The 21,584-nt window shown below is 30.5% G+C and carries 21 protein-coding genes; 7 read left to right on the top strand and 14 right to left on the bottom strand.

What is annotated here, in order from left to right:
* Positions 1–243 precede the first annotated feature (243 nt).
* Complete coding sequence (gene trhO, locus ABWP60_RS07760; RefSeq protein WP_353150877.1) at positions 244–1,614, bottom strand: oxygen-dependent tRNA uridine(34) hydroxylase TrhO; 1,371 nt, start codon at positions 1,612–1,614, stop codon at positions 244–246.
* Positions 1,615–1,798: 184 nt separating this feature from the next.
* On the opposite strand from trhO, the gene recA reads away from it, so the two are divergent.
* Together recA and ABWP60_RS07750 are read left to right on the top strand one after the other, a co-directional pair.
* Positions 1,799–2,803, top strand: a complete 1,005-nt coding sequence (recA, locus tag ABWP60_RS07755) for a recombinase RecA (RefSeq protein WP_291242689.1) — start codon at positions 1,799–1,801, stop codon at positions 2,801–2,803.
* 79 nt (positions 2,804–2,882) lie between these two features.
* Positions 2,883–3,290, top strand: a complete 408-nt coding sequence (locus ABWP60_RS07750; protein ID WP_353150874.1) for a hypothetical protein — start codon at positions 2,883–2,885, stop codon at positions 3,288–3,290.
* A 32-nt stretch (positions 3,291–3,322) separates the two neighbouring features.
* Here ABWP60_RS07750 and ABWP60_RS07745 read toward each other — a convergent pair whose 3' ends face one another.
* Complete coding sequence (locus ABWP60_RS07745; protein ID WP_353150871.1) at positions 3,323–4,054, bottom strand: lysophospholipid acyltransferase family protein; 732 nt, start codon at positions 4,052–4,054, stop codon at positions 3,323–3,325.
* Between the two features lie 121 nt (positions 4,055–4,175).
* Between ABWP60_RS07745 and trpS the strand changes: the two genes are divergently transcribed.
* Positions 4,176–5,147, top strand: a complete 972-nt coding sequence (gene trpS, locus ABWP60_RS07740) for a tryptophan--tRNA ligase (RefSeq protein ID WP_353150868.1) — start codon at positions 4,176–4,178, stop codon at positions 5,145–5,147.
* A 10-nt stretch (positions 5,148–5,157) separates the two neighbouring features.
* Here the strand turns inward: trpS and dprA are convergent, their stop codons facing one another.
* Positions 5,158–6,264, bottom strand: coding sequence for a DNA-processing protein DprA (gene dprA / locus ABWP60_RS07735; protein ID WP_353150866.1), 1,107 nt, complete (start codon positions 6,262–6,264; stop codon positions 5,158–5,160).
* Positions 6,265–6,408: 144 nt separating this feature from the next.
* Between dprA and ABWP60_RS07730 the strand changes: the two genes are divergently transcribed.
* The 3 genes from ABWP60_RS07730 (at position 6,409) to ABWP60_RS07720 (ending at position 9,016) form a co-directional block, all read left to right on the top strand.
* Positions 6,409–7,377: an HU domain-containing protein gene (locus ABWP60_RS07730; RefSeq protein ID WP_353150863.1), complete on the top strand. Its 969-nt coding sequence runs from the start codon at positions 6,409–6,411 to the stop codon at positions 7,375–7,377.
* 65 nt (positions 7,378–7,442) lie between these two features.
* The gene (locus ABWP60_RS07725; protein ID WP_353150860.1) at positions 7,443–7,955 is read left to right on the top strand and encodes an acyl-CoA thioesterase; all 513 of its coding nucleotides are present in this window, start codon (positions 7,443–7,445) and stop codon (positions 7,953–7,955) included.
* A gap of 8 nt (positions 7,956–7,963) precedes the next feature.
* Positions 7,964–9,016 (top strand): 2Fe-2S iron-sulfur cluster-binding protein, encoded by a 1,053-nt coding sequence (locus ABWP60_RS07720; protein ID WP_353150857.1) that lies wholly within the window; start codon positions 7,964–7,966, stop codon positions 9,014–9,016.
* Positions 9,017–9,058: 42 nt separating this feature from the next.
* On the opposite strand, the gene ABWP60_RS07715 is transcribed toward ABWP60_RS07720, so the two are convergent.
* The 3 genes from ABWP60_RS07715 to ABWP60_RS07705 all read right to left on the bottom strand — a co-directional run bounded on the left by ABWP60_RS07715 (position 9,059) and on the right by ABWP60_RS07705 (position 11,681).
* Positions 9,059–10,090 carry a glycosyltransferase family 9 protein gene (locus ABWP60_RS07715; RefSeq protein WP_353150855.1) on the bottom strand — a complete coding sequence of 344 codons (1,032 nt, stop codon included), beginning with the start codon at positions 10,088–10,090 and terminating at the stop codon, positions 9,059–9,061.
* The gene (locus ABWP60_RS07710; protein ID WP_353150852.1) at positions 10,091–10,696 is read right to left on the bottom strand and encodes a DUF4254 domain-containing protein; all 606 of its coding nucleotides are present in this window, start codon (positions 10,694–10,696) and stop codon (positions 10,091–10,093) included.
* Between the two features lie 340 nt (positions 10,697–11,036).
* The gene (locus tag ABWP60_RS07705; protein WP_353150849.1) at positions 11,037–11,681 is read right to left on the bottom strand and encodes a hypothetical protein; all 645 of its coding nucleotides are present in this window, start codon (positions 11,679–11,681) and stop codon (positions 11,037–11,039) included.
* Positions 11,682–12,007: 326 nt separating this feature from the next.
* Between ABWP60_RS07705 and ABWP60_RS07700 the strand changes: the two genes are divergently transcribed.
* A complete protein-coding gene (locus ABWP60_RS07700; protein WP_291242610.1) occupies positions 12,008–12,241 on the top strand; it encodes a DUF6341 family protein in 234 nt (77 codons plus the stop codon).
* 15 nt (positions 12,242–12,256) lie between these two features.
* Here the strand turns inward: ABWP60_RS07700 and purD are convergent, their stop codons facing one another.
* The 8 genes from purD to ABWP60_RS07660 form a co-directional block, all read right to left on the bottom strand.
* Entirely contained in the window at positions 12,257–13,528 is a 1,272-nt protein-coding gene (purD, locus tag ABWP60_RS07695; RefSeq protein ID WP_353150846.1) for a phosphoribosylamine--glycine ligase, read from the bottom strand.
* A gap of 130 nt (positions 13,529–13,658) precedes the next feature.
* Positions 13,659–15,017, bottom strand: coding sequence for an undecaprenyl-phosphate glucose phosphotransferase (locus tag ABWP60_RS07690; RefSeq protein WP_353150843.1), 1,359 nt, complete (start codon positions 15,015–15,017; stop codon positions 13,659–13,661).
* Positions 15,018–15,072: 55 nt separating this feature from the next.
* Positions 15,073–16,056, bottom strand: coding sequence for a UDP-glucuronic acid decarboxylase family protein (locus tag ABWP60_RS07685; protein ID WP_353150840.1), 984 nt, complete (start codon positions 16,054–16,056; stop codon positions 15,073–15,075).
* Between the two features lie 37 nt (positions 16,057–16,093).
* Positions 16,094–17,203 (bottom strand): O-antigen ligase family protein, encoded by a 1,110-nt coding sequence (locus ABWP60_RS07680; protein WP_353150838.1) that lies wholly within the window; start codon positions 17,201–17,203, stop codon positions 16,094–16,096.
* A gap of 166 nt (positions 17,204–17,369) precedes the next feature.
* A complete protein-coding gene (locus ABWP60_RS07675; protein ID WP_353150835.1) occupies positions 17,370–18,485 on the bottom strand; it encodes a DUF1972 domain-containing protein in 1,116 nt (371 codons plus the stop codon).
* Between the two features lie 47 nt (positions 18,486–18,532).
* Positions 18,533–19,672, bottom strand: a complete 1,140-nt coding sequence (locus ABWP60_RS07670; protein ID WP_353150833.1) for a glycosyltransferase family 4 protein — start codon at positions 19,670–19,672, stop codon at positions 18,533–18,535.
* 4 nt (positions 19,673–19,676) lie between these two features.
* Entirely contained in the window at positions 19,677–20,720 is a 1,044-nt protein-coding gene (locus ABWP60_RS07665) for a hypothetical protein (protein WP_353150830.1), read from the bottom strand.
* A 188-nt stretch (positions 20,721–20,908) separates the two neighbouring features.
* The gene (locus tag ABWP60_RS07660; protein WP_353150827.1) at positions 20,909–21,583 is read right to left on the bottom strand and encodes an acyltransferase; all 675 of its coding nucleotides are present in this window, start codon (positions 21,581–21,583) and stop codon (positions 20,909–20,911) included.
* Between the last annotated feature and the right edge of the window lies 1 nt (position 21,584).

The raw sequence follows: 21,584 nt of genomic DNA, 5'->3' as shown, positions 1-21,584 counted from the left end.
AAATTGAAACTACTTTTCAAATGTTGATTATATTATTTTTCAAATGTCATTTGGTATCGCTTTCTTTTTTTTGAACTTGTTTACAACAAGACTTTTTAATTTGCGATTTCAAATGTTATTTTGAGCGTAAAGATAGCATTTTTTTAACTGAATTTAAACTTTTGATTTTTCAAGTTTTTATAAACAAAAAAACCTGTCACTTTTATATAACGTAACAGGTTTATTTTTTGTTATAACTGGTGGTTAAATTTTATAGATTTTATCTGATTCTCTAATTTTAAATGGCACTACAAAAGTTACTTTATCGCCAGGTTTTGCAGTGGTATTTTCTATTCCATTTATCAACATGGTACCCACTAGCATTTTCTCGTTTCCTGTTGTAGGACCTGAAATAAAAATCGTGTCTCCCGTATTTAACTCTTGGTTTTCAATCAGAAATTGCCCTACTTGTGCTTTGTTGAAATAATGTTGTCCCTTACCAATATATGTTTTTCTTTCAGTCGTTAATTTACGTTTTCTAATTTGGGTAACCGTAGAAACTTTTACGGGTTTTTGAGCGATTTCTTCAAATATATTTCTTTCCGAAGTTTGTTTGAATGTTAACGCTGGTGATTTTCCTTTTTGAAAAATCATATTTCCATTTTTTAATCCTTTTCTACGGTTTTCTTGTTCTTCTAAAGGTAAATAAATGGTTTCGACACAACTTGTGGAACAACAATTTTCCATTTTTTCAGCACAAGAATCGCACTGAATAAATAATAAATGACATGCTTCATTAGCGCAATTTACGTGGGTGTCACAAGGTTTGCCACATTGATGACATTGCGCAATAATATCATCAGTAATTCGTTCGCCCAAACGGTGATCAAATACAAAGTTTTTACCAATAAATTTACTTTCTAAACCTTCTTCTTTAATTTGTTTGGCATAGTTAATAATGCCGCCTTCTAACTGAAAAACGTTTTTAAACCCTTGATGCTTATAATAAGCAGAGGCTTTTTCGCAACGAATACCGCCTGTGCAATACATCACTAAGTTTTTATCTTCTTTATAGTCTTTTAATTGCTCATTGATAATTGGTAAACTTTCACGAAAAGTTTCAACATCTGGCGTAATTGCGCCTGTAAAATGTCCGACTTCACTTTCATAATGATTTCTAAAATCGACTACAATTGTATTTGGGTCTTCTAAAATTTTATTAAATTCTCGGGCGTTTAAATGTACCCCTTTGTTGGTTACATCAAACGTATCGTCATTTAATCCATCAGCTACAATTTTGTGTCTAACTTTTATCGTTAATTTTAAAAAGGAATGATCATCGTGTTCAACGGCAATATTCAATCGAATGCCTTTCATAAAATCGTAAGCTTCAAGCGTTTCTCTGAAAGCATCTATATTTTCTGCTGGAACAGACATTTGTGCATTTATACCTTCGGTTGCAACATAAATTCGGCCCAAGGCGTCTAATTTGTTCCATTTCAAAAACAAATCATTTCTAAATAATGTGGGATTTTCAATTTTGGCATACGCATAAAAAGAAAGCGTTAAACGCTGACCGGCTTGATCAATTAACTTAGCTCTTTCTTCTGCGCTTAAGGTGTTGTACAGTTGCATGCTATAAACATTTTAAGGTTAGAGCCGTGATAATCACGACTTAAAGAAATAAAAAACGAATTCTAAATGGAAGAATTCATTGACAAAGATAAAAATATTTTTTAATTGAAAATGTATCAAGAAACTTACAAACAAAATTTGTTGCAATAAAAAAATTCTGTATTTTTACGAAAAATTAATTATTATGAGCACAGAAAAAGAAGCAAAATTAAAAGCCTTACAACTAACATTAGACAAATTAGACAAAACATACGGTAAAGGAGCTGTAATGAAAATGGGCGATTCTGCTGTAGAAGAAGTAGAAACCATTTCATCAGGATCTTTAGGCGTAGACATTGCATTGGGAGTAAATGGATATCCGAAAGGAAGAATTATCGAAATTTACGGACCAGAATCTTCTGGTAAAACCACCCTAACCTTACACGCCATAGCAGAAGCACAAAAAGCAGGAGGAATTGCAGCATTTATTGATGCAGAACACGCCTTTGACCGTTTTTATGCAGAAAAATTAGGTATTGATATTGATAATTTAATTATTTCGCAACCTGATAACGGAGAACAAGCATTAGAAATTGCTGAAAGTTTAATTCGTTCAGGTGCTGTAGATATTGTAGTCATTGACTCGGTTGCCGCATTGACACCAAAAAGTGAAATTGAAGGCGATATGGGTGACAGCAAAATGGGATTACATGCCCGTTTGATGTCGCAAGCGTTAAGAAAATTAACAGGAACCATTCATAAAACAAAATGTACCGTGTTTTTTATCAATCAGTTGAGAGATAAAATTGGGGTAATGTTTGGAAGTCCAGAAACTACAACTGGTGGAAATGCTTTAAAATTTTATGCTTCCATAAGAATTGATATTAGACGTTCATCGCAAATTAAAGATGGCGACAATGTTATTGGTAACAGAACGAAAGTAAAAATTGTTAAAAACAAAGTAGCACCACCATTTAGAACTGCAGAATTTGACATTATGTATGGTGAAGGGGTTTCTAAAGTTGGTGAAGTTTTAGACTTAGCCGTAGATTTTGAAATAATAAAGAAAAGCGGCTCTTGGTTTAGTTATGGTGAAACCAAGTTAGGGCAAGGAAGAGATTCTGTAAAACAATTAATAAAAGACAATCCAGAATTAATGGATGAGTTAGAAGTTAAAATTAAAGAATTACTAAAAGAACAAAACGCATAACACATGAAATCATCCTATTTTAGGATGGTTTTTTGATTAAAACAAAATTGAAGATTCGGAATTTTTAAAAAGTTGTATTATGAAAAAATTAATAGCACTTATCGGTTTTTTTGTATTATCTATTTCTTGTACTCAAGAACCAGATGGCCCAAGAGTTCATTTAGAATTAGTCCCTGTAGAAACGGTAGTTTTACCTACAACCTTTACTGCAAATACCGTAAACGAAATAGAAGTTACGTATTCAAAACCTTCTAGTTGTCACGGTTTTGAGGGTTTTTATTACACCAAAGATGCTTCTACAAGAACTATTGCCGTACTAAATTATGTAATAGAAGAACAAGGCTGTTTGCCATTACTCAATCAATTGCAAACGCAAGTTTTAAAGTTTAAACCTGCTACAGCAGGAACTTATCTTTTAAAATTTTGGAAAGGTAAAGACGCCAACGGAGTAAATATTTTTGAAGAATTTTCAGTTGACGTACAATAAAAAACGCCTAATTAGGCGTTTTTTTATGCTTATTATTTTTGAAGTTCTGATAAAATAATATCTCTAACTTCTTGTTTCAAGTGAAATTTATCATCCATCGTTTTTCCAATTGTTTCTATTGGTAGATGAATTTTAGCCCTCATTTTTCCTGGTGAGCCACTAAAAAAAGTGTAAGAAAATCGTTTTTTGTTATCATAAAAAGTTATCGGAATAATTGTAAGTTGGTGTTCAATAGCAATTCGGAAAGCGCCGTCTTTAAATTCATCTAAAAGCACACTTTCATCAGGCACGCCGCCTTCAGGAAAAATACAAATACTCAAACCTTGTTGAATTCTGTTTTGTGCCCGTTCAAAAACAGCAAATCGACTTTTACTATTTTCTCGGTCAACCAAAATAGAAACCCGCTTATAAATAAATCCAAAAATGGGAATTTTAACCAATTCTTTTTTCCCAACAAATACAAACGGATGGTTTTTTACAGCTAACAACATCAACATAATGTCCGTCATTGAAGTATGGTTAGCTACCAACATATAACTTTTACCTACTTCAAAATTTTCTGTGCCTTTTATAGAATATCTAAAACCCATTCCAATTAAAATAAATCGAGCCCAAAGTCTTGCAATTTTAAAAAATAAAGAATAGGTGTTTTCACTTAAAATAGTAATTAGAATAAGCGGAAATAACACTAGTATTGGTAGCAAAACCAAAAGGTAAAACCAGATACGGTATAGCAACCAAAACGGATATTTAAATAATTTCATTTCTCAAATTGTATTCGAATTTCAAAAGTAAACAATTTTAAAAAACTTATTCATTTTACTTGTGCCATTTTACTTGGCTCTTTTTACTTAAAAACTTACATTTGCAAAAACAAGAATCAAAATGGCAAAAATATTAACAGGTGTTCAAAGCACAGGAACGCCACATTTAGGAAATTTATTAGGTGCGATTATTCCGGCTATACAAATGGCAAATAATCCTGCGAATGAATCGTTTTTATTTATTGCTGATTTGCATGCGATTACACAAATTAAAAACGGAACAGAACTCAAACAAAACACTTACAGCACGGCTGCCGCTTGGTTAGCATGTGGATTAGATACCAGTAAAGTAGTGTTTTACCGACAGTCCGATGTGCCACAAACCGCAGAATTATCTTGGTATTTGAGTTGTTTTTTTCCTTTTCAACGCTTAACATTAGCCCATTCGTTTAAAGACAAAGCGGACCGATTAGAAGATGTAAATGCAGGATTATTTACTTATCCTATGCTTATGGCTGCCGATATTTTATTATACGATGCCGAAATTGTCCCTGTTGGAAAAGATCAAATGCAACATTTAGAAATTACCAGAGATGTGGCTTCTCGATTTAACCATCAAATGGGAGAAACATTTGTGTTACCGGTTGGAAAAACAAGCGAAGAAACTATGTTAATTCCTGGAACAGATGGACATAAAATGAGTAAATCTCGAAATAATTTTATCAATATTTTTCTGGATGATAAGGCTTTATTAAAACAAATCAAAGGCATTGAAACAGATAGCACACCTTTAGAGGAACCAAAAAATCCAGATACTTGTAATGTGTTTGGACTTTATAAATTATTAGGTACAGAAGAACAAATCGCCCAATTAAAAGCAAACTATTTAGCTGGAAATTATGGTTTTGGACACGCCAAACAAGCACTATTTGATTTAATTACTGAAAAATTTAAAACCGAAAGAGAAAAATATAATCACTACATAAATAATCCTGCAGAAGTAGACAAATTACTTTTTGAAGGCGCTGCAAAAGCAGGAAAAGTTGCAGATGGCGTTTTAAAAAGAGTAAGGGAGAAATTAGGTTTTGTGTAGCATTTGAAAATTATACGATTTCAAACAACTTACCTGGCAAAGGTCTAATAACGCCTTTTAATTCCATATTTAGTAACAAAGATGAGATTTTAAAAATAGGGAAATCGCAATCTAAAGCTATTATATCCATAAATTCTTTTTCTTTATTTATTAAATAGTTATAAATTTTTTGCTCGTCTTCCGTTAAGGAAACAAACAGTTGTTTTTGGATGGATTTACTTTCTTTTTTAGAAACAATATCCCAATTCAAAATATAAATTAAATCTGCCGCACTGTTTAGTAAATGCGCTCGCTGGGTTTTAATTAAATTATTACAGCCTTGACTAAATTTATCTGAAATTCGACCAGGAACAGCAAATACATCGCGGTTATAGTCATTTGCAATGCTGGCCGTAATTAATGAGCCGCCTTTTTCTGCACTTTCTATAACAATTGTAGCTTCACACATACCCGCAACAATTCGGTTTCTTTTGATAAAATTCTCTCTTTCTGGATTGCTGGTGCTCCAAAATTCGGTCATAAAACCGCCGTTTTGTTCCATTTGAGAAACATACTTTTTATGTGATTTTGGATAAATTTGATTTAGACCATGAGCTAAAACGCCAACAGTTTGTAAATTATTTTGCATAGCCGCTTGATGCGCCACAATGTCTACGCCATAAGCAAAACCACTAACAATTACAGGATTTAAAGGTGCTAAATCTGAAATAAGTTTTTTTGTAAAATCTATACCATAGGCTGTGATTTGTCGGGTTCCAACAATATTGATTAACTTTTTGTTTTGCAAATCAATAGTCCCCGATTGAAATAAAATAGTTGGGCCGTCTACACAATTTTTCAGCCGTTCTGGATAAAAAGCGTCTTCAAAATAAGAATAAGAAATGTGTTCCTTTTCGATAAAACGAAGTTCTTTTTCGGCCAATTGAAAAACAGCTTTTTCTTGCAAATTTTTGTAAAGAAATTCACCAATACCATCAATGGCTATCAATGATTTTTTTGAAGATTGAAAAACAGCTGTAGAAGAACCACAGTGCTTAATAAGTTTTTTGGCAACAACGTCACCAATTCCTTCCACTTTTAAGAGTGCGAGCGTGTAAAATAATTCGTTATGTAACATGGCGTATACTATATCTTACAAATATATTTATTTTTTTATTAATTTTATAACAACCTATAAAACGAAGAAAATTAATTTTAAAATTGTTAATAAAAATTGTTAATAAAATTTTGTTTTTGGGCTTGAATACTTATTTTTGCATAGATGAAAATAGAAAAATACATTTCAGAATTGTTGTACAGATACCAATGCGTTGGCGTTCCGGGTTTTGGAGCGTTTTTATGCGAATGGCAATCTGCACAAGTTATTGTGTCTCAAAATTCGTTTGTGCCGCCGAAAAAAGTAATTTCTTTTAATTCTCATATAAAAAACAATGATGGTTTATTGGCCAATCATATCGCATTACAAGAAAAAATTAGTTACGAAAACGCCTTAAGTAAAATTCAAACGCAAGTGGTTTTTTGGTTGGAAAAACTAGAAAATAAAGAAAACTTAGTATTAGAAAATATTGGTGAAATTTTTTCAAATTCCGAACATAATTTTGTTTTCAAACCCAATACGGCTATTAATTATTTGACAGATTCTTTTGGTTTAGCTGGTTTTAATTCGCCAGAAATAGCAAGAGCAAATCAAATTACTTCAGAAGTAGAAACTATTGTTGAAGCACCTGTTTCAATTGATAATACAGTTGAAGAAGAAACGCCTGTTATTCCTTTAAACGGAAAAAATCGTACCAAAAACTGGATGAAATATGCTGCAGCAGTAGCTATTTTTGCCTCAGCAGGCACGTATGGTTACAAAATGTATTATGACTATACAATTGAACAACAAACGAGTATCGTAGAAAAAACAGTACAAGAGAAAATAAATCAAAAACTTCAAGAGGCTACTTTTGTGATTCCAAATCCAATAAACGCAGTTGATTTAACTTTAGAAGCCACGCATAATGGAAAATACCATGTGATAGCTGGCGCTTACAGAAGCAAACAAAACGCGACAAAAGCCATGAATGATTTAATATCAAAAGGTTTTGAAGCGCATTTACTAACAGAAAACAAATACGGTTTAATACCTGTTGCTTTTGGAAGTTTTTCTAATTTAAATGAGGCACAGAATTTAAAAACTGAAATAAAAGCAAAAGATAGCGTAGAAGCTTGGTTGCTTATAGACTAATCCCAATTTGGGATTTTTTTATGCCCTTTTTTTAAATCAGAGTTAGTATCTTTGTAAAAAAAATAATGCAAAACAAATATCCTTCAGATTCCGTAACTACACTAACCGATTTAGTGTTGCCTGGCGAAACCAATCCATTAAACAATTTATTTGGTGGCGAATTATTAGCGCGTATGGATAGAGCCGCTAGTATTACTGCGCGCCGTCATTCGAGAAGAATTTGCGTTACCGCTTCGGTAAATCATGTGGCGTTTAATAGAGCCATTCCGTTAGGAAGCGTGGTTACAGTAGAATCTAAAGTATCGAGAACCTTCAATACATCCATGGAAATTTTTATTGATGTTTGGATTGAAGACAGAGAATCAGGTATTAAAAACAAAGCCAACGAAGCCATTTATACTTTTGTAGCCGTTGATGAAACCGGAAGACCTATTCCAGTGCCGCCCATTGAACCACAAACCAAATTAGAAATTGAACGTTTTGAAGCCGCACTAAGAAGAAAACAATTAAGCTTGGTATTGGCAGGAAAAATGAAACCCAGTGACGCAACGGAATTAAAAGCGTTGTTTACAAAATAATATATAACATGGATTTTTATAAATTAGCAATAAAAGAAATCAAACGAGAAACAAAAAATGCGGTTTCCATCGTTTTTAATATTCCACAAGAACTAAAATCGGCTTACCAATTTATAGCTGGACAATATGTAACCTTAAAGCTTACTTTAGACGGCACAGAACTTCGTAGAGCGTATTCTATTTGTTCTTCACCAAAAAGTGGTGAAATGCGAATTTCAATAAAAGAAGTAAAAAACGGGACTTTTTCGAAATTTGCCAATAATAAATTAGCTGTTGGCGATTTATTAGAAGTAAGTATTCCTGAAGGAAAATTTACTTTTGAACCCAAACAAGATCATCAAAAAAGCTATGCCGCTTTTGCAGCTGGTAGCGGAATTACGCCAGTAATGTCAATTGCAAAAAGCATGTTAGAAGAAGAACCAAATAGTACTTTTGTTTTAATTTACGGCAATAAAGACGAATCGGAAACAATATTTCACGAGGAATTAAAGACGCTTCAATTAAAAAATTTTGGTCGATTTTTTGTGCATTTTGTGTATAGTCAAGCCAATATTGCAGGCGAATTATCTGGAAGAATTGACAAAACTGTTGTAAATACAGTGCTTAAAAATAAACATGCTGATAAAACCTTTTCTAAGTTTTACTTGTGCGGACCCGAAGCAATGATACAAGTAGTTACGGCGACTTTAAAAGAAAACAATGTAGCTGAAAAAGATATTAAATTTGAATTGTTTGGAACTTCAACTGCCTCAGAAAACAAAGTTGCAACTGGAAATGAAGGTCATACGAACATTTCAATTTTAGTAGATGCAGACGAAGTTACTTTTGAAATGAGTCAGAAGCAAACCATTTTAGAAGCGGCTTTAAAACAAGGTTTAGACGTGCCTTATTCTTGCCAAGGGGGTATTTGTAGCAGCTGTATTTGTAGGGTAACAGAAGGAAGCGCTACCATGAAGAAAAACCAAATTTTAACCGATAATGAAGTGGCTGAAGGATTGGTTTTAGCTTGTCAAGCGGTACCAACTTCCGCTGAAATTAAAATTAATTTTGATGATATTTAACTGTTGAAATTCCAAATAGAAAATTCCAAATTCCAATTTTATTTAGGTAAGATTGGAATTTATTTTTTCAATAACCTGTGAAGGCAATATCGTTCGCATCGCATTTTCATAGCCTGCTACTTTTTTATTTCCGTACACCGAAGTAGGTAAAAATGGATATTGTTTTCTATCAGAAGTCAAACTAAAATCATCGGGTTGGTAGAAGGGTTGAAATCCTGAAAATGGATGCGTGGCGCCCCAAAGTGTAATTACTTTTACACCTAACATAGCCGCTATATGCGCGTTTCCAGAATCCATAGACAACATTACATTTAAATTAGAAATAATGGCTATTTCTTCTTTTAAATTGGTTTTTCCTGCCAAAACAAACACGTTTTTATGATTATTTTTAAGCTGATTTAGTTGCTTAATCTCTTCGCTGCCTCCACCAAATAATAAAATTTTATTTGAAGTATTTTTGGCTAATTCATCTATTACTTGTTGCATCAAATCCATTGGATAGACTTTACTTTCGTATTGTGCAAAAGGCGCGATTCCAGTCCAATTTGCTTCTTTTTTACCCGTAATATTTATTGTTTCTTCAGATAAAATCGCTTTTTCTGGAAACGTTGGATTATTTAAATTGATTTGAAAGCCTAATTTTTCGAACGTTTCGCAATGTCTGGCAAACATTGTTTTTGTTGGTGAAATGGTTTTGATTTCTAACTTGGTAAGTGTTTTTTTATCTTGTCTGCCTTTATCTGTAGCGGCTACATTTTTGCCATTTAAAGCAAATAGTGTTCTTATTATTTTTGATCGTAACACATTATGTAAATCGGCAACGGCAGTAATATTGAGTTTTTGTAAATCTGAAAATAAACGCAAAAGTCCTAAAAAACCTTTATGCCTTTCTTTTAAATCAATTGGAAAAAAAGTTATGTTTTCAATATCATCAAAAAAAGGTTTGAAAAACGGCCGAGAAACAACCGTAATTTTTACGTTGGGATATTGCAAAGAAAAAGCTCTCAGTACAGGAACTGTCATAGCAACATCGCCCATAGCTGAAAGCCGAATAACTAAAATGTGTGAAGACATTTATTTTTTATTTTGATACAAAACTGGATTCAATTCCGCGTCGTTGTACATTTTCATTTGTTTATACACTTTCATGAATTTGTCGCCATTTTCGATATCTTCCACTAATTGACTAATGGAAATAAACATATCGTTTTTTTGGTCTAACAATACATTTAATTTTTCTTGACATTTTGCTCGGTGTTCGGCAGTGGCCTCTTCGCGAGTAGCTTCTTCATTCATGTGGTAAATCTTCAAAGCTAAAATAGATAATCTATCTATGGCCCAAGCTGGACTTTCAGTGTTAATTCTTGCATTTGGTTTCACTTGAACGTGTGCATATTTTTGTAAAAAATAACCATCAATGTATTCTACCATATCGGTTCTAACTTGGTTAGACGCATCAATTTTTCGTTTTAAATCTAATGCAGCAATAGGATCAATATTTGGGTCACGCACAATATCTTCATAATGCCATTGCACGGTATCTACCCAATTTTTTGCATACAATAAATGTTCAACTGAACCTTTTTCGTATGGATTTAATGCCGGTTGATATACGTCATCGACAACATGATAATCAATTATAGATTGTTCAAAAATAGGAAAAGCAAATTCTGCAAACATAGTTTCTAATTTAATTTACAAAAATAAGAATTTTTTGTGCTTTTAACCATAAAATACAAATTATCTCACAGGAACATTCATTATATTTCAGAAGAAAACAATGTTTTAAATCATTTTTTGAGTCAACATAGAGAAGTAACCATTCAAAAAATACAGCTTGCATTTCAGGAAAAATTTGGAACGTATTTTTGCACTAATCGAATATAAAATTAGAAAAAAACTTATGTAACTAACATTACAATAATTTGTTCAATAGGCGTAAAAACGCATTAGAAATAAAATACAAAATTGTGTTGTGTAATTATAAAAACTAGTTTAACACTTCATCAAGAGTTTAAAATTACAATTGGGCAAAAAAGAAAAAGAATCCTACGCCTAACAATAAATACAGGGATACTTCTTTGTAAATTGAGTTTTCCATTTTTTCGAACATATTTGCTCCTAAAATGGATAAAGGCGCAAAAGTATATATTAGTAAATCGTTAGATTTATTTGCAGAAAAAACATAAATACCCAAAGCTAAAAGAAAAGCAAAATAAACTTGTTTGTAAGAGGACTGCATATTTAACGGTTTATTTTGATAGTCAATTGTTTGAGAAGCAAAAAACAATACTGAAATAGAGACAAATAAAGATAGTGCCATGTTTTGATACACGTCTTTAAAATCAAAAAAGTTAAAGTCTACCTGATATACAGACTTATTAATGGAATAGTTATCATACAATATTAAACTTGTAGCAATATATAAAATCCAAACACAAAAGAAAGATACGAATGGTAAAACCCAGTTTTTATATTCTTTTCCAAAGTGAAATACAATTGAAATAAAAACTAAAATAATATACAAAACGCTCCAAAAATGAAAAATAGCTGAAATAAAAATCCAAAAAGAAGCATCAAATATTTTTCCTTGAGACGAAATTAATGTTTTTAAAGAAATTAATCTTCTTAAAGCCAATAACAAAAATACATTTGAAAGTACCATTTTAATGTTATTTAATACCGTTGGAAATAACAATATAAACACTAGAAATAATAGTATGGCATAATTATCGTTTTGAGTTAAGGTATTTTTTAAAGAAATAAAATTTACCAGAAAAAATGACAACAAAAGCAGTAGAAAAACAAAAAATTTTGAAAATAGATCCCCTAATGTAAAATTTTCATTTGGAACTTGAAATTGGTACAAAAAAAAGCAAGAAAACAACATTATTAATACTAATGCGTAATTTATTGGTCGAGTTTTACTAAAAAGACTTGCAATCATAAAGATATTTTATATTTTTGTAGTGTAAATATAATAATAATAAAATGAAAGCATTTTTCGAAGCAATACAATTTTTATTTGTTGAAGTACTTTTTGTACCAATGGACTTTTTAAGAAGTTTAGAATTAACAAATTGGTGGGGCGCAAATATTATCAATTGGATATTTATTTGTATTTGTTGTTATTGGACATATTATTGGACAAAACAATTGCAGATTTTCAAAAAATCTGGTGCAGATGAACAAGACACCACCGCACATTCTTTCTTAACAAAATAAAAGAAACAAGTTCGATTATAAATCGAACCCTATATCTTTTCTATAATTCATCTTATCAAACTTTAGTTTTTCTATGGTTTGATAAGATTTTTTTGTGGCGTCTGAGAATGAATTAGCGAATGACGTTACGGCCAATACTCTCCCGCCATTTGATATAATTTTCCCGTTTTCTTCTTTGGTTCCTGCATGAAAAATTAATGAATCTGTTTTGTCATCTAAACCAAAAATTTCTTTCCCTTTTTCAAATTCTTCTGGATAGCCGCCTGAAACAACCACAACAGTTGCTGCTGTTCTTTCATCTATACTCAAATCAAAATCGGCTAATTTTTCACTAGCAACTGCTTCAAACAAAGCAACTAAATCACTTTTAATTCTTGGGATTACCACCTCTGTTTCTGGATCACCCATTCTCACATTATATTCAATTACAAAAGGATTATCACCAACTTTTATCAAACCAATAAAAACAAAGCCTTTATATTCAATATTGTCGTTTTTTAAACCCGTAATGGTAGGAATCACAATTTGTGATTCAATTTTTTGCATTAACGTTGCGTCTGCAAAAGGTACAGGAGAAATAGCACCCATTCCGCCTGTGTTCAATCCTGTGTCACCTTCACCAATTCTTTTGTAATCTTTTGCAGTTGGTAAAATCTTATAATTTTTTCCATCCGTTACTACAAAACAACTTAACTCGATGCCGTCTAAAAATTCTTCAATTACTACTTTCGCACTAGCGGAACCAAATTTTGCATCGACTAACATCGCTTTCAATTCGTCTTTTGCGTCTTGTAAATCAGTAAGGATTACCACACCTTTTCCGGCGGCTAAGCCGTCTGCTTTTAAAACATATGGGGGAGATAATGTTTCTAAAAAAGCGTATCCATTTTCAACTGTTTGTGAGGTAAAACTTTCATACTTTGCAGTTGGAATATTATTTTTTACTAAAAATTCTTTAGCAAATTCTTTACTTCCTTCTAATTGCGCGCCTAATTTAGAAGGACCAATTACTGGAATGTGTGAAATTTGAGTATCGTTTTTAAAGAAATCATAAATACCATTTACTAAAGGGTCTTCTGGGCCAACAACCACCATTGTAATGGTGTTTGTAATAACAAATTCCTTGATTTTTTCGAAATCATTTGGATTGATGTTTACGTTTGTAGCTATTTTTGATGTTCCAGCGTTACCAGGAGCTACAAAAAGTTGAGTACATAATTGACTTTGAGTCATTTTCCATGCAAAAGCGTGTTCTCTTCCGCCAGATCCTAAAAGTAAAATATTCATGATTATATGTGTTGTTTTTATTGGCACAAAAATAGTCTCTTTTAATTAAAAAAAGCAGAATTTTTGAGAAGAAACTAACATCAATGTTAGTACTATTTATTAATTTATAAAAAACAAATAAACACTTTGGTTAATATGCTTTTTCTTCACCTTTAAATATATTTATAACTGTTTGAAAAATAATTTTAAAATCCATTAAAAACGACCAGTTTTCAATATAAAAAACATCAAATTTAATTCGGTTTACCATGTCGTCTTCGGTTTCAATTTCGCCTCTACAGCCTTTCACTTGAGCCAATCCAGTAATTCCAGGTTTGATATGGTGTCTTACCATGTATTTTTTTATTTTATTCCCATAGGTTTTGTTTTGAGCCCATAAATGAGGTCTTGGCCCTACCACTGACATGTCTCCTAATAATACGTTAAAAAACTGTGGTAATTCATCAATACTGGTTTTTCTAATAACACGTCCAATTTTAGTAACTCGTGGGTCGTTTCTTGAAGCTTCTGACTCGGTGGTTCCGTTTAATTTCATAGAACGAAATTTATAACAAAAAAATTCTTCTTCGTAAATACCTGGTCTACTTTGTTTAAAAAAAACGGTCCCTTTTGATTCTAATTTAATTAAAATTCCTAAAATAGGGGTTAACCATGACAAAATAAAAATTATCACAATTAATGCAAAAAAAATGTCAAATACACGTTTAAAAAACTCGGAATAATAATCGTCTAAAGGAGATTTTTTTAATGACAATACTGGAAACAACTCGTAATAATCTATTGTTAAATTCTTTGAAAAAATCGCTTTAGAATCTGGAATAAATTTTATGATTATATTGTTCTCATCTGCAAATGCAACTAATTCCTTATGTTTTTCATTTGAAATTTCATTTATTGAACAATAAATTTCATCAATTTTATTTTCAAAAACATAATTTTTAATTTCATCAATTTTCCCCAAAACATTTTCGCCTGTTTTTCTATCGGAAAAAAATCCTTTGAAATTATATCCATAATCTGGTCTTTTTTCAAAAATATTTTTTAAATCTTTTGATTCTTCTGTATGACCAATTATAACAACGTTTCTAAAATTATTACCGGTTAAAAGACGGTATTTTTTTATGTAATAAAAAGCTAAGCTTTTAAGTAATAATACTCCAAATAATACTGTTAAAACATAAGTTAATGTTGCATATCCACTAAAAATTACAGTTTTATAAAAAGGAAAAAAAGCAATAATTAACAATAAAAATAATGTCATTTGTTTGGCAGTTTTAGACATAATATTTACTGGGGTAGTAAATCTATATATTTCATAAAACTTGGTAAAAAAAGATATAATTATCCAAATAGCAACTAAATAGATGCCAAACCATTGGAAATTAATATCCAATCCCTTGAAAAAAAAAGGAAACAGAATGATTAATAAACAAGAATCTATTATAATGCTTATTGGTCTAATATATTTGGAATATCTTCCTTTTTTCATTTATAAAAAATTATTTTAGTAATTCTCTATCCCTTTTTTAGGAATAATTTATTTACTAATAAATATATTTTGAAAAATCTTTATGTTCTTCTTTTGCTAATTCTTCTGGCGAAAGCGATTTAAAATATTCATAAGTAATTTTCATACCTTCCTCCCTTTTTACTTTGGCGCTCCAACCTAAAATCTCTTTCGCTTTTGTGGTATCGGGCTGGCGTTGCATTGGATCGTTAATTGGTAAATCTTTATAAATTACTTTTTGAGTAGTTCCAGTTAATTTGATAATTTCTTCTGCAAAATCAGATATAGTAATTTCATCTGGATTTCCAATATTTACAGGCAAATGGTAATCGGAAAGTAATAATCTATAAATACCTTCTACTTGATCTGTTACAAAACAAAATGAGCGAGTTTGACTTCCATCACCAAAAACGGTTAAGTCTTCACCACGAAGAGCTTGACCTATAAAAGCTGGAATAACTCGTCCATCATTTAATCGCATTCTAGGACCATATGTATTAAAAATACGAACAATTCTGGTTTCAACACCATGAAAAGTATGATATGCCATAGTAATTGATTCTTGAAAACGTTTCGCTTCATCATAAACGCCGCGTGGACCGATAGTATTTACGTTTCCATAATACTCTTCTGTTTGGGGATGCACCAATGGGTCGCCATAAATTTCTGAGGTTGACGCGATAAGAATCCTAGCTTTTTTTACTCGAGCTAAACCCAATAAATTGTGTGTTCCTAAAGAACCAACTTTTAAAGTTTGAATGGGTATTTTCAAATAATCTATTGGACTAGCCGGGGAAGCAAAATGAAGAATATAATCTAAATTACCTGGAACATGAACAAATTTAGTAATATCATGATGATAAAATTCAAAGTTTTTTTCTTTAAATAAATGCTCTATATTTTTTAAATCACCAGTAATTAAATTATCCATTCCAATTACGAAATAGCCTTCTGCCAAAAAACGGTCACATAAATGTGAACCCAAAAATCCGGCTGCTCCTGTAATTAATATTCTTTTCATCTTTATTTTATTTAAATACTATTAAAATAGTATTAATTTATTCTGTTTTATAATTTCGTGACATAAATAAGCAATAGCATATTACGAAAAATACCACGCCTCTTTGTCTCCAAAGAAAAGATTCTGTCAAAAATACACTTATCATTACTATTGAAAAAGTAAAGTGTATAAAATTTTTAGTATAAACAGCTCTTTTTATTAAAACAAACAACATTATTACTAAAAGTAAGAACCCAAATATTCCTAATTCTGAAAAATTTTGAATGTATTGGTTGTGAAAATTTTTATTTTGATACCCATCGCCATTTCCTGTGCCTTGATAAATATTATATTTTTTTCCTTTTTCTTCCAGTTTTTTAAATGAAGCATTTAGTCCAAATCCAGACCAAAAAATAGGCTCTTCAGATAAAAACTCAAAGAACAATCGAGCCTGATATACTCTAAATGCTGTTCCGGGAAAATAATCATTTGGAGAAAATTTTTCTTGGTGCCATGCTTCATAAATGCTTACATAATGTACGCCTTCTGGCACACCTTCAATTACATTATGGCTTAAGCTCTTAGCTGTATGAGCTTGAAATTCAGCTTCAAAACGTTTTTTTATTCGACCAAAAAAAACAATACTTGTAATTATTAAAACAAAAACAATTAAGTTTCTTAATCGCATCCTATTGGCAGATTTAGCAAAATAGAATAAATAAATGAAAGTGATGATTAAAGTAACTAAAATAATGTTTTTAGAAGAAAGAAGTAAAATAAAAACTAATAAAATAGACATGCCCATTTTTTGCCACAAACTTTTTATTTCATTTGCTAGAAAATAAACATAAGCGAGTATAGAAAAAACGGAAAAATGAATTGCATTTAAATCCTTTGGAATTAATCCTAAATCTTTATTTTGATCTTGATGATAGAAAAACACATTAGCGTCTTTTAAAATAATGAATCTGATTATTGCTCTAAAAACGAAAAAAACCGCAAAAATTACAAACCCATAAGCGTAATATTTAGTGATTTTATTGATTTGATTTTGATTAAATTGTGGAATTACGGCAAATAAAACAGGAATCACTAATAAAAAAACTTCTTTTGAAATGGCTTTTTGAGTTTCAGACGCATCTATAGTCCAAAAGATTGAACATAACATTAAAAAATATAGCAATATTGGTAAAAATAAAGATCCAGAAAAATTAGTTTTAATTTTTTTGTAATTTATTATGACTGAAATTCCAAATAAAGCCAGAGTAATGTTTGTAACTGCTAATTTAAAAGGTAAGGACAATAACAATAAAAGAATAAAAACAAAAGCAAAATTATTTTGTGTTTCCTGCTTTATGTCTTTCCATACATTGTTCAAAAAGTTGTAAATAATTGTCATTTATTTTTGTCCAATTAAACTCGTTAACTATTGCTTCGTAATTATTTTTTATAAATGGCAAGTTATTACTTTTTTTACTATTATTTAATATATTTTTTACTTCTATTGAATTTCTAAAATAGAACGCATTTTCTTTTAAAATACCTTTATTAAAATCATTATTATGTGCCGCAATCAAAGCTTTAGAAGCCATAGCTTCTAACAAAGAAGGGTTTGTGCCGCCAACAGAATGCCCGTGAAAATATAAATTAGAATAATAGCGTAAATTATTCAAGTGTTCTAAGTTATAAATACCACCTATAAAATGAATATTTTTATTTACTTGAAACTTATTTTTTAAATACTTTCCATATTTTGTGTTATGATTCCCTATAACTAAAATAGTTGTTTTGTCTTCAAAATTTAACGCAACGCCTTCTAAAACCATGTCTAAATTATTTTCTGGTTCAAAACGCGCCATTATCATGTTGTATTTTTCTTTTTCAACTTGATATTCTTTTAATATTTCTTCGTTTGGAGAGTTAAATGGATTGGCGCCATAAGCGATGAATGTTGATTCTTTTTTATATTTTTCTTGCAAATATTTTTTTATTCCTAACGAATCTGAAATTAAATAATCTCCAGATTTTGCCGCCAACCATTCTGCAATTTTTAAAAAAAGTTGTACCGGTTTTGAATACTTAGAACGTTTCCACTCTAAACCATCCATATTAATTATATTTATTGCTTTTTTTGGCATTAAAAAAAACCAAATGGAATTACTGGTATATCCTAATTGCAAAATAATATCAAATTCTCTTTTTCGGCTATCCATAATACAATTATAATCGTAAATAAACTGACCAAAGGTGCCAAATTTATATTCTGGATCGTGCTTATGAATTAGATTTACACCATGAAACGTTTTTTCTTGGTATTTATGATTATGCGAATTGTAACAATACACCTCATGTCCTTTTTCTGCTAAGTAAACAGAGAAAAATTCAGCAAATTGTTCAAAACCTCCGTAATAATTTGGAATGCCTCGGGTGCCAAGAATAGCTATTTTCATTTAAGAAATATATTTAAGGGCAAATATAGTTTTTTGAGAAAAACATTTTAATTGTTTTCTAAAATATATTCGATTTTTTGAACATATTTTTGAATACTGAAATTTTCTACAGCCCTTTGAAATCCCTTTTCCCCAAAAGAAGTTCTCAATTCTGGGTTTGTAATTAGTTTTTCTAACGCATCTTTTAACGCATCTTTATTGTTTGGTTCGACTAAAAAACCGGTTTCATTGTTTACAACAATTTCCGTTAATCCACCATGATTAGCCGCAATAACTGGTTTTTTTGCCATCATGGCTTCAATAGCTACCATGCCAAAAGGTTCAGGTTCTGTAGAGGAAACTACAGCAATATCAATGCATTGCCAAAATTGATGAATGTTGTCTTGAAAAGGAATGATATTTACTTTTTGAATTAAATCATAGTTTTTTATTTTGTCTTTCAAAGAATCTAAAAAATGTTCTTGATTTGGTGGCGTAGATCCTATGTAAACTAATCTTATGTTTTGATGAGTTTTTACTAATTTATTGAACGCCTCTAATAATAACATTTGGCCTTTCCAGCGGCTAATTCTGCCTACTAATGCAAAAACAATTTCATTATCCGTTGTCAAAATTGTTTTTCTAATTACGGCTTTTTCTTCTTCTTCAATTTCTGGAAAAGCAGCAATTCCGTTCCAAATAACTTGATTGTTTCCTTTACAATTCCAAAATTTACAAGTAGCAAATGAATTATAAATTAATACCCTGTTTGTGGGGTTATTTAGAAAATAACGAAAAAATTTAGTGAAAAATTTTGGCGATTCTATGATTTCATGAACGTGCCAAATGTGTTTTGTTTTATGAAAAAAACAAAAGAAAAAACCTAGTAAGACAGCTAAAGTATTTGAATATATGTAATCTATTTTATATTCTTTTCTTATAGATTTTATGGTCTTTATTCCTTTGAAATAATCTTTAGTAAATTTTAACAGATTGCTTGGTGTAAACATTTTTCTGTACAGCTTTAACACTGGAGCAATAATTACTTTTACGTTTTCTTTCTCTAATTCAATTTTTAACGGACCTTCATTAGGCAAAATAACAATTGGGAAAAACTTGTTTTTATCTAAGTTTGCAACCAAATAAAGCAACGTTTTGTCTGAACCATAAAGTTCTGCAGATTGATGTATGAAAAGAATATTTTGCATTAAATTAATTGTTATTCTCTTTTTGAATATGGTTTTTATAAGCAAACAAATATCCAATTAACAACGTTTTGGTGTCAATTAAATTATAAAAACCAAGAAAAACCCAGTAAGAAAAAATTAAAAAAATTCCAGTTCCTAAGAAAAGTAAATTTATTTTAGAGTCGATTTCATTATAAGAATTGAACTTCTTAAAAAAGAAGAAAATGGAGCCAAACAAAACCAAGATACCTGGAATTCCTGATTTTAAAAATATAGTCATGTAGCCATTATGAAGAATGGAAATGTGTCTTAATTCCATATCCCCTAAATATACTTTTTGTTTTAAATCGACTTGCGAACCCATTCCTTCTCCAAATAACAAATTACCATTATGTGAAAGTTGTTCCACCGTTCTTACATTTTCATAGGAGCGATAATGATCATGAAAATCTTTCCAATCATTACGGTTAATTTTTGTAGCGAATGCTTCTAACGGTATTAGTTTAATTTTGTATAAAAACTCATCCAAAGCGCTTCCGCTTCTTCTAGGATTGTAGTTGTAAATTGCTGCGTAACTTAAAACAGAAAAAACTACAAGTGTAGACACAATCGTAATAGATCGTTTATTAAAAATCAACCAACCTTTCATAGCCATAAAAAGAATGACAAACTGTATAAAATTGGTTCTTGCTAAATAGAAAAAACTTGATATGGCTAAAACACTAATGAATATTCTGGTTTTTTGTTTGGTAAAATTTAATTGAAATTGTTCATGAAATAATAAAATAATTAAAGTGTAAACCTCAAAATCATTAAAATAACCCCCATAGTCTCTAATTTGAGCCACATTTTTTGCGCCTTCAACTAGAATTCCCCATGCAACTAATAACAAATGGTACGAAGCAATTACTACTCCAGCATATACAATAAATTGAAATGGATTTTTAGTTTTATTGTAAAATAATTGGTAACCTAAAATTAACCCGAAAATGGGTTTTAGTAAATAAGTGATGTCTCTAATTACAAAATATAACTTATAATTGAAAAACAAACTAACAAAAAATGACAAGCAAAAAATTAAGATAAAATAACTTAAATACTTTAGAAAAGGTAAAGAATATTTGTTTTTTATTGTAAATAAAGAAGCGATAAGCCATACCAAAAAGGATAACTCATAGTTATTAAAAAAAGGAACTATAACACAAATCATGAATAAGATTTGATAATATAATTCTTTATTTATAGTCAACTTCATTATTAAATTTCTTTTAAAATTTTAGCCGGAACACCACCAATAATTACATTGTTAGGGAATATGCCATTTACAACTGCACCTGCAGCAACCACACAATTATTGCCAATGATTACGCCGTCTAAAAAAGTGGCTTTTGCACCAATCCAAACATTATTTCCTATTTTTATTCCTTTTGAAGTAACACCTTGATCTCTTATCAATAGAGATGAATCTGAAAAATTATGGTTTTCCGAATGAAAACTGATATAAGAACCAGCGATGACATCTTCTCCAATTTCAATTCCTCCAGCAGCGCCAAACTCCGTAAATCTTCCAAAAGCAGAATTATTTCCAATGGTTAAACCGACTCCATATTTAGACAAATGACTCGTGCAACTAACTAACGAATACGCGCCTACTTTTACATTATTACCAAAAATTAATTTGTTTTTGGCATAACCATCTATTGTAACATCATTTTCAATAGTTACATTTTTCCTAAAAAGAATATTTGGTTTATGAGAGATATTACAATTTTTGCCTAAGAATACTTTTTGATACAAAAAGAAATAACCTCTAAGCAACATTACCAAACGTTTTATTAAGTTCTTAATAAATAATCCTGAGGGTATTTCAGAATCTATAGTATAGTTCTTACCGGCTTTATTTAATAATTTTTGAAATAAGGTTTGAATCATA

The sequence above is a fragment of the Flavobacterium sp. genome, assembly GCF_040402895.1.
In the GTDB taxonomy this organism is placed as follows: domain Bacteria; phylum Bacteroidota; class Bacteroidia; order Flavobacteriales; family Flavobacteriaceae; genus Flavobacterium.
This window is presented reverse-complemented; position numbering and strand designations above follow the sequence as displayed.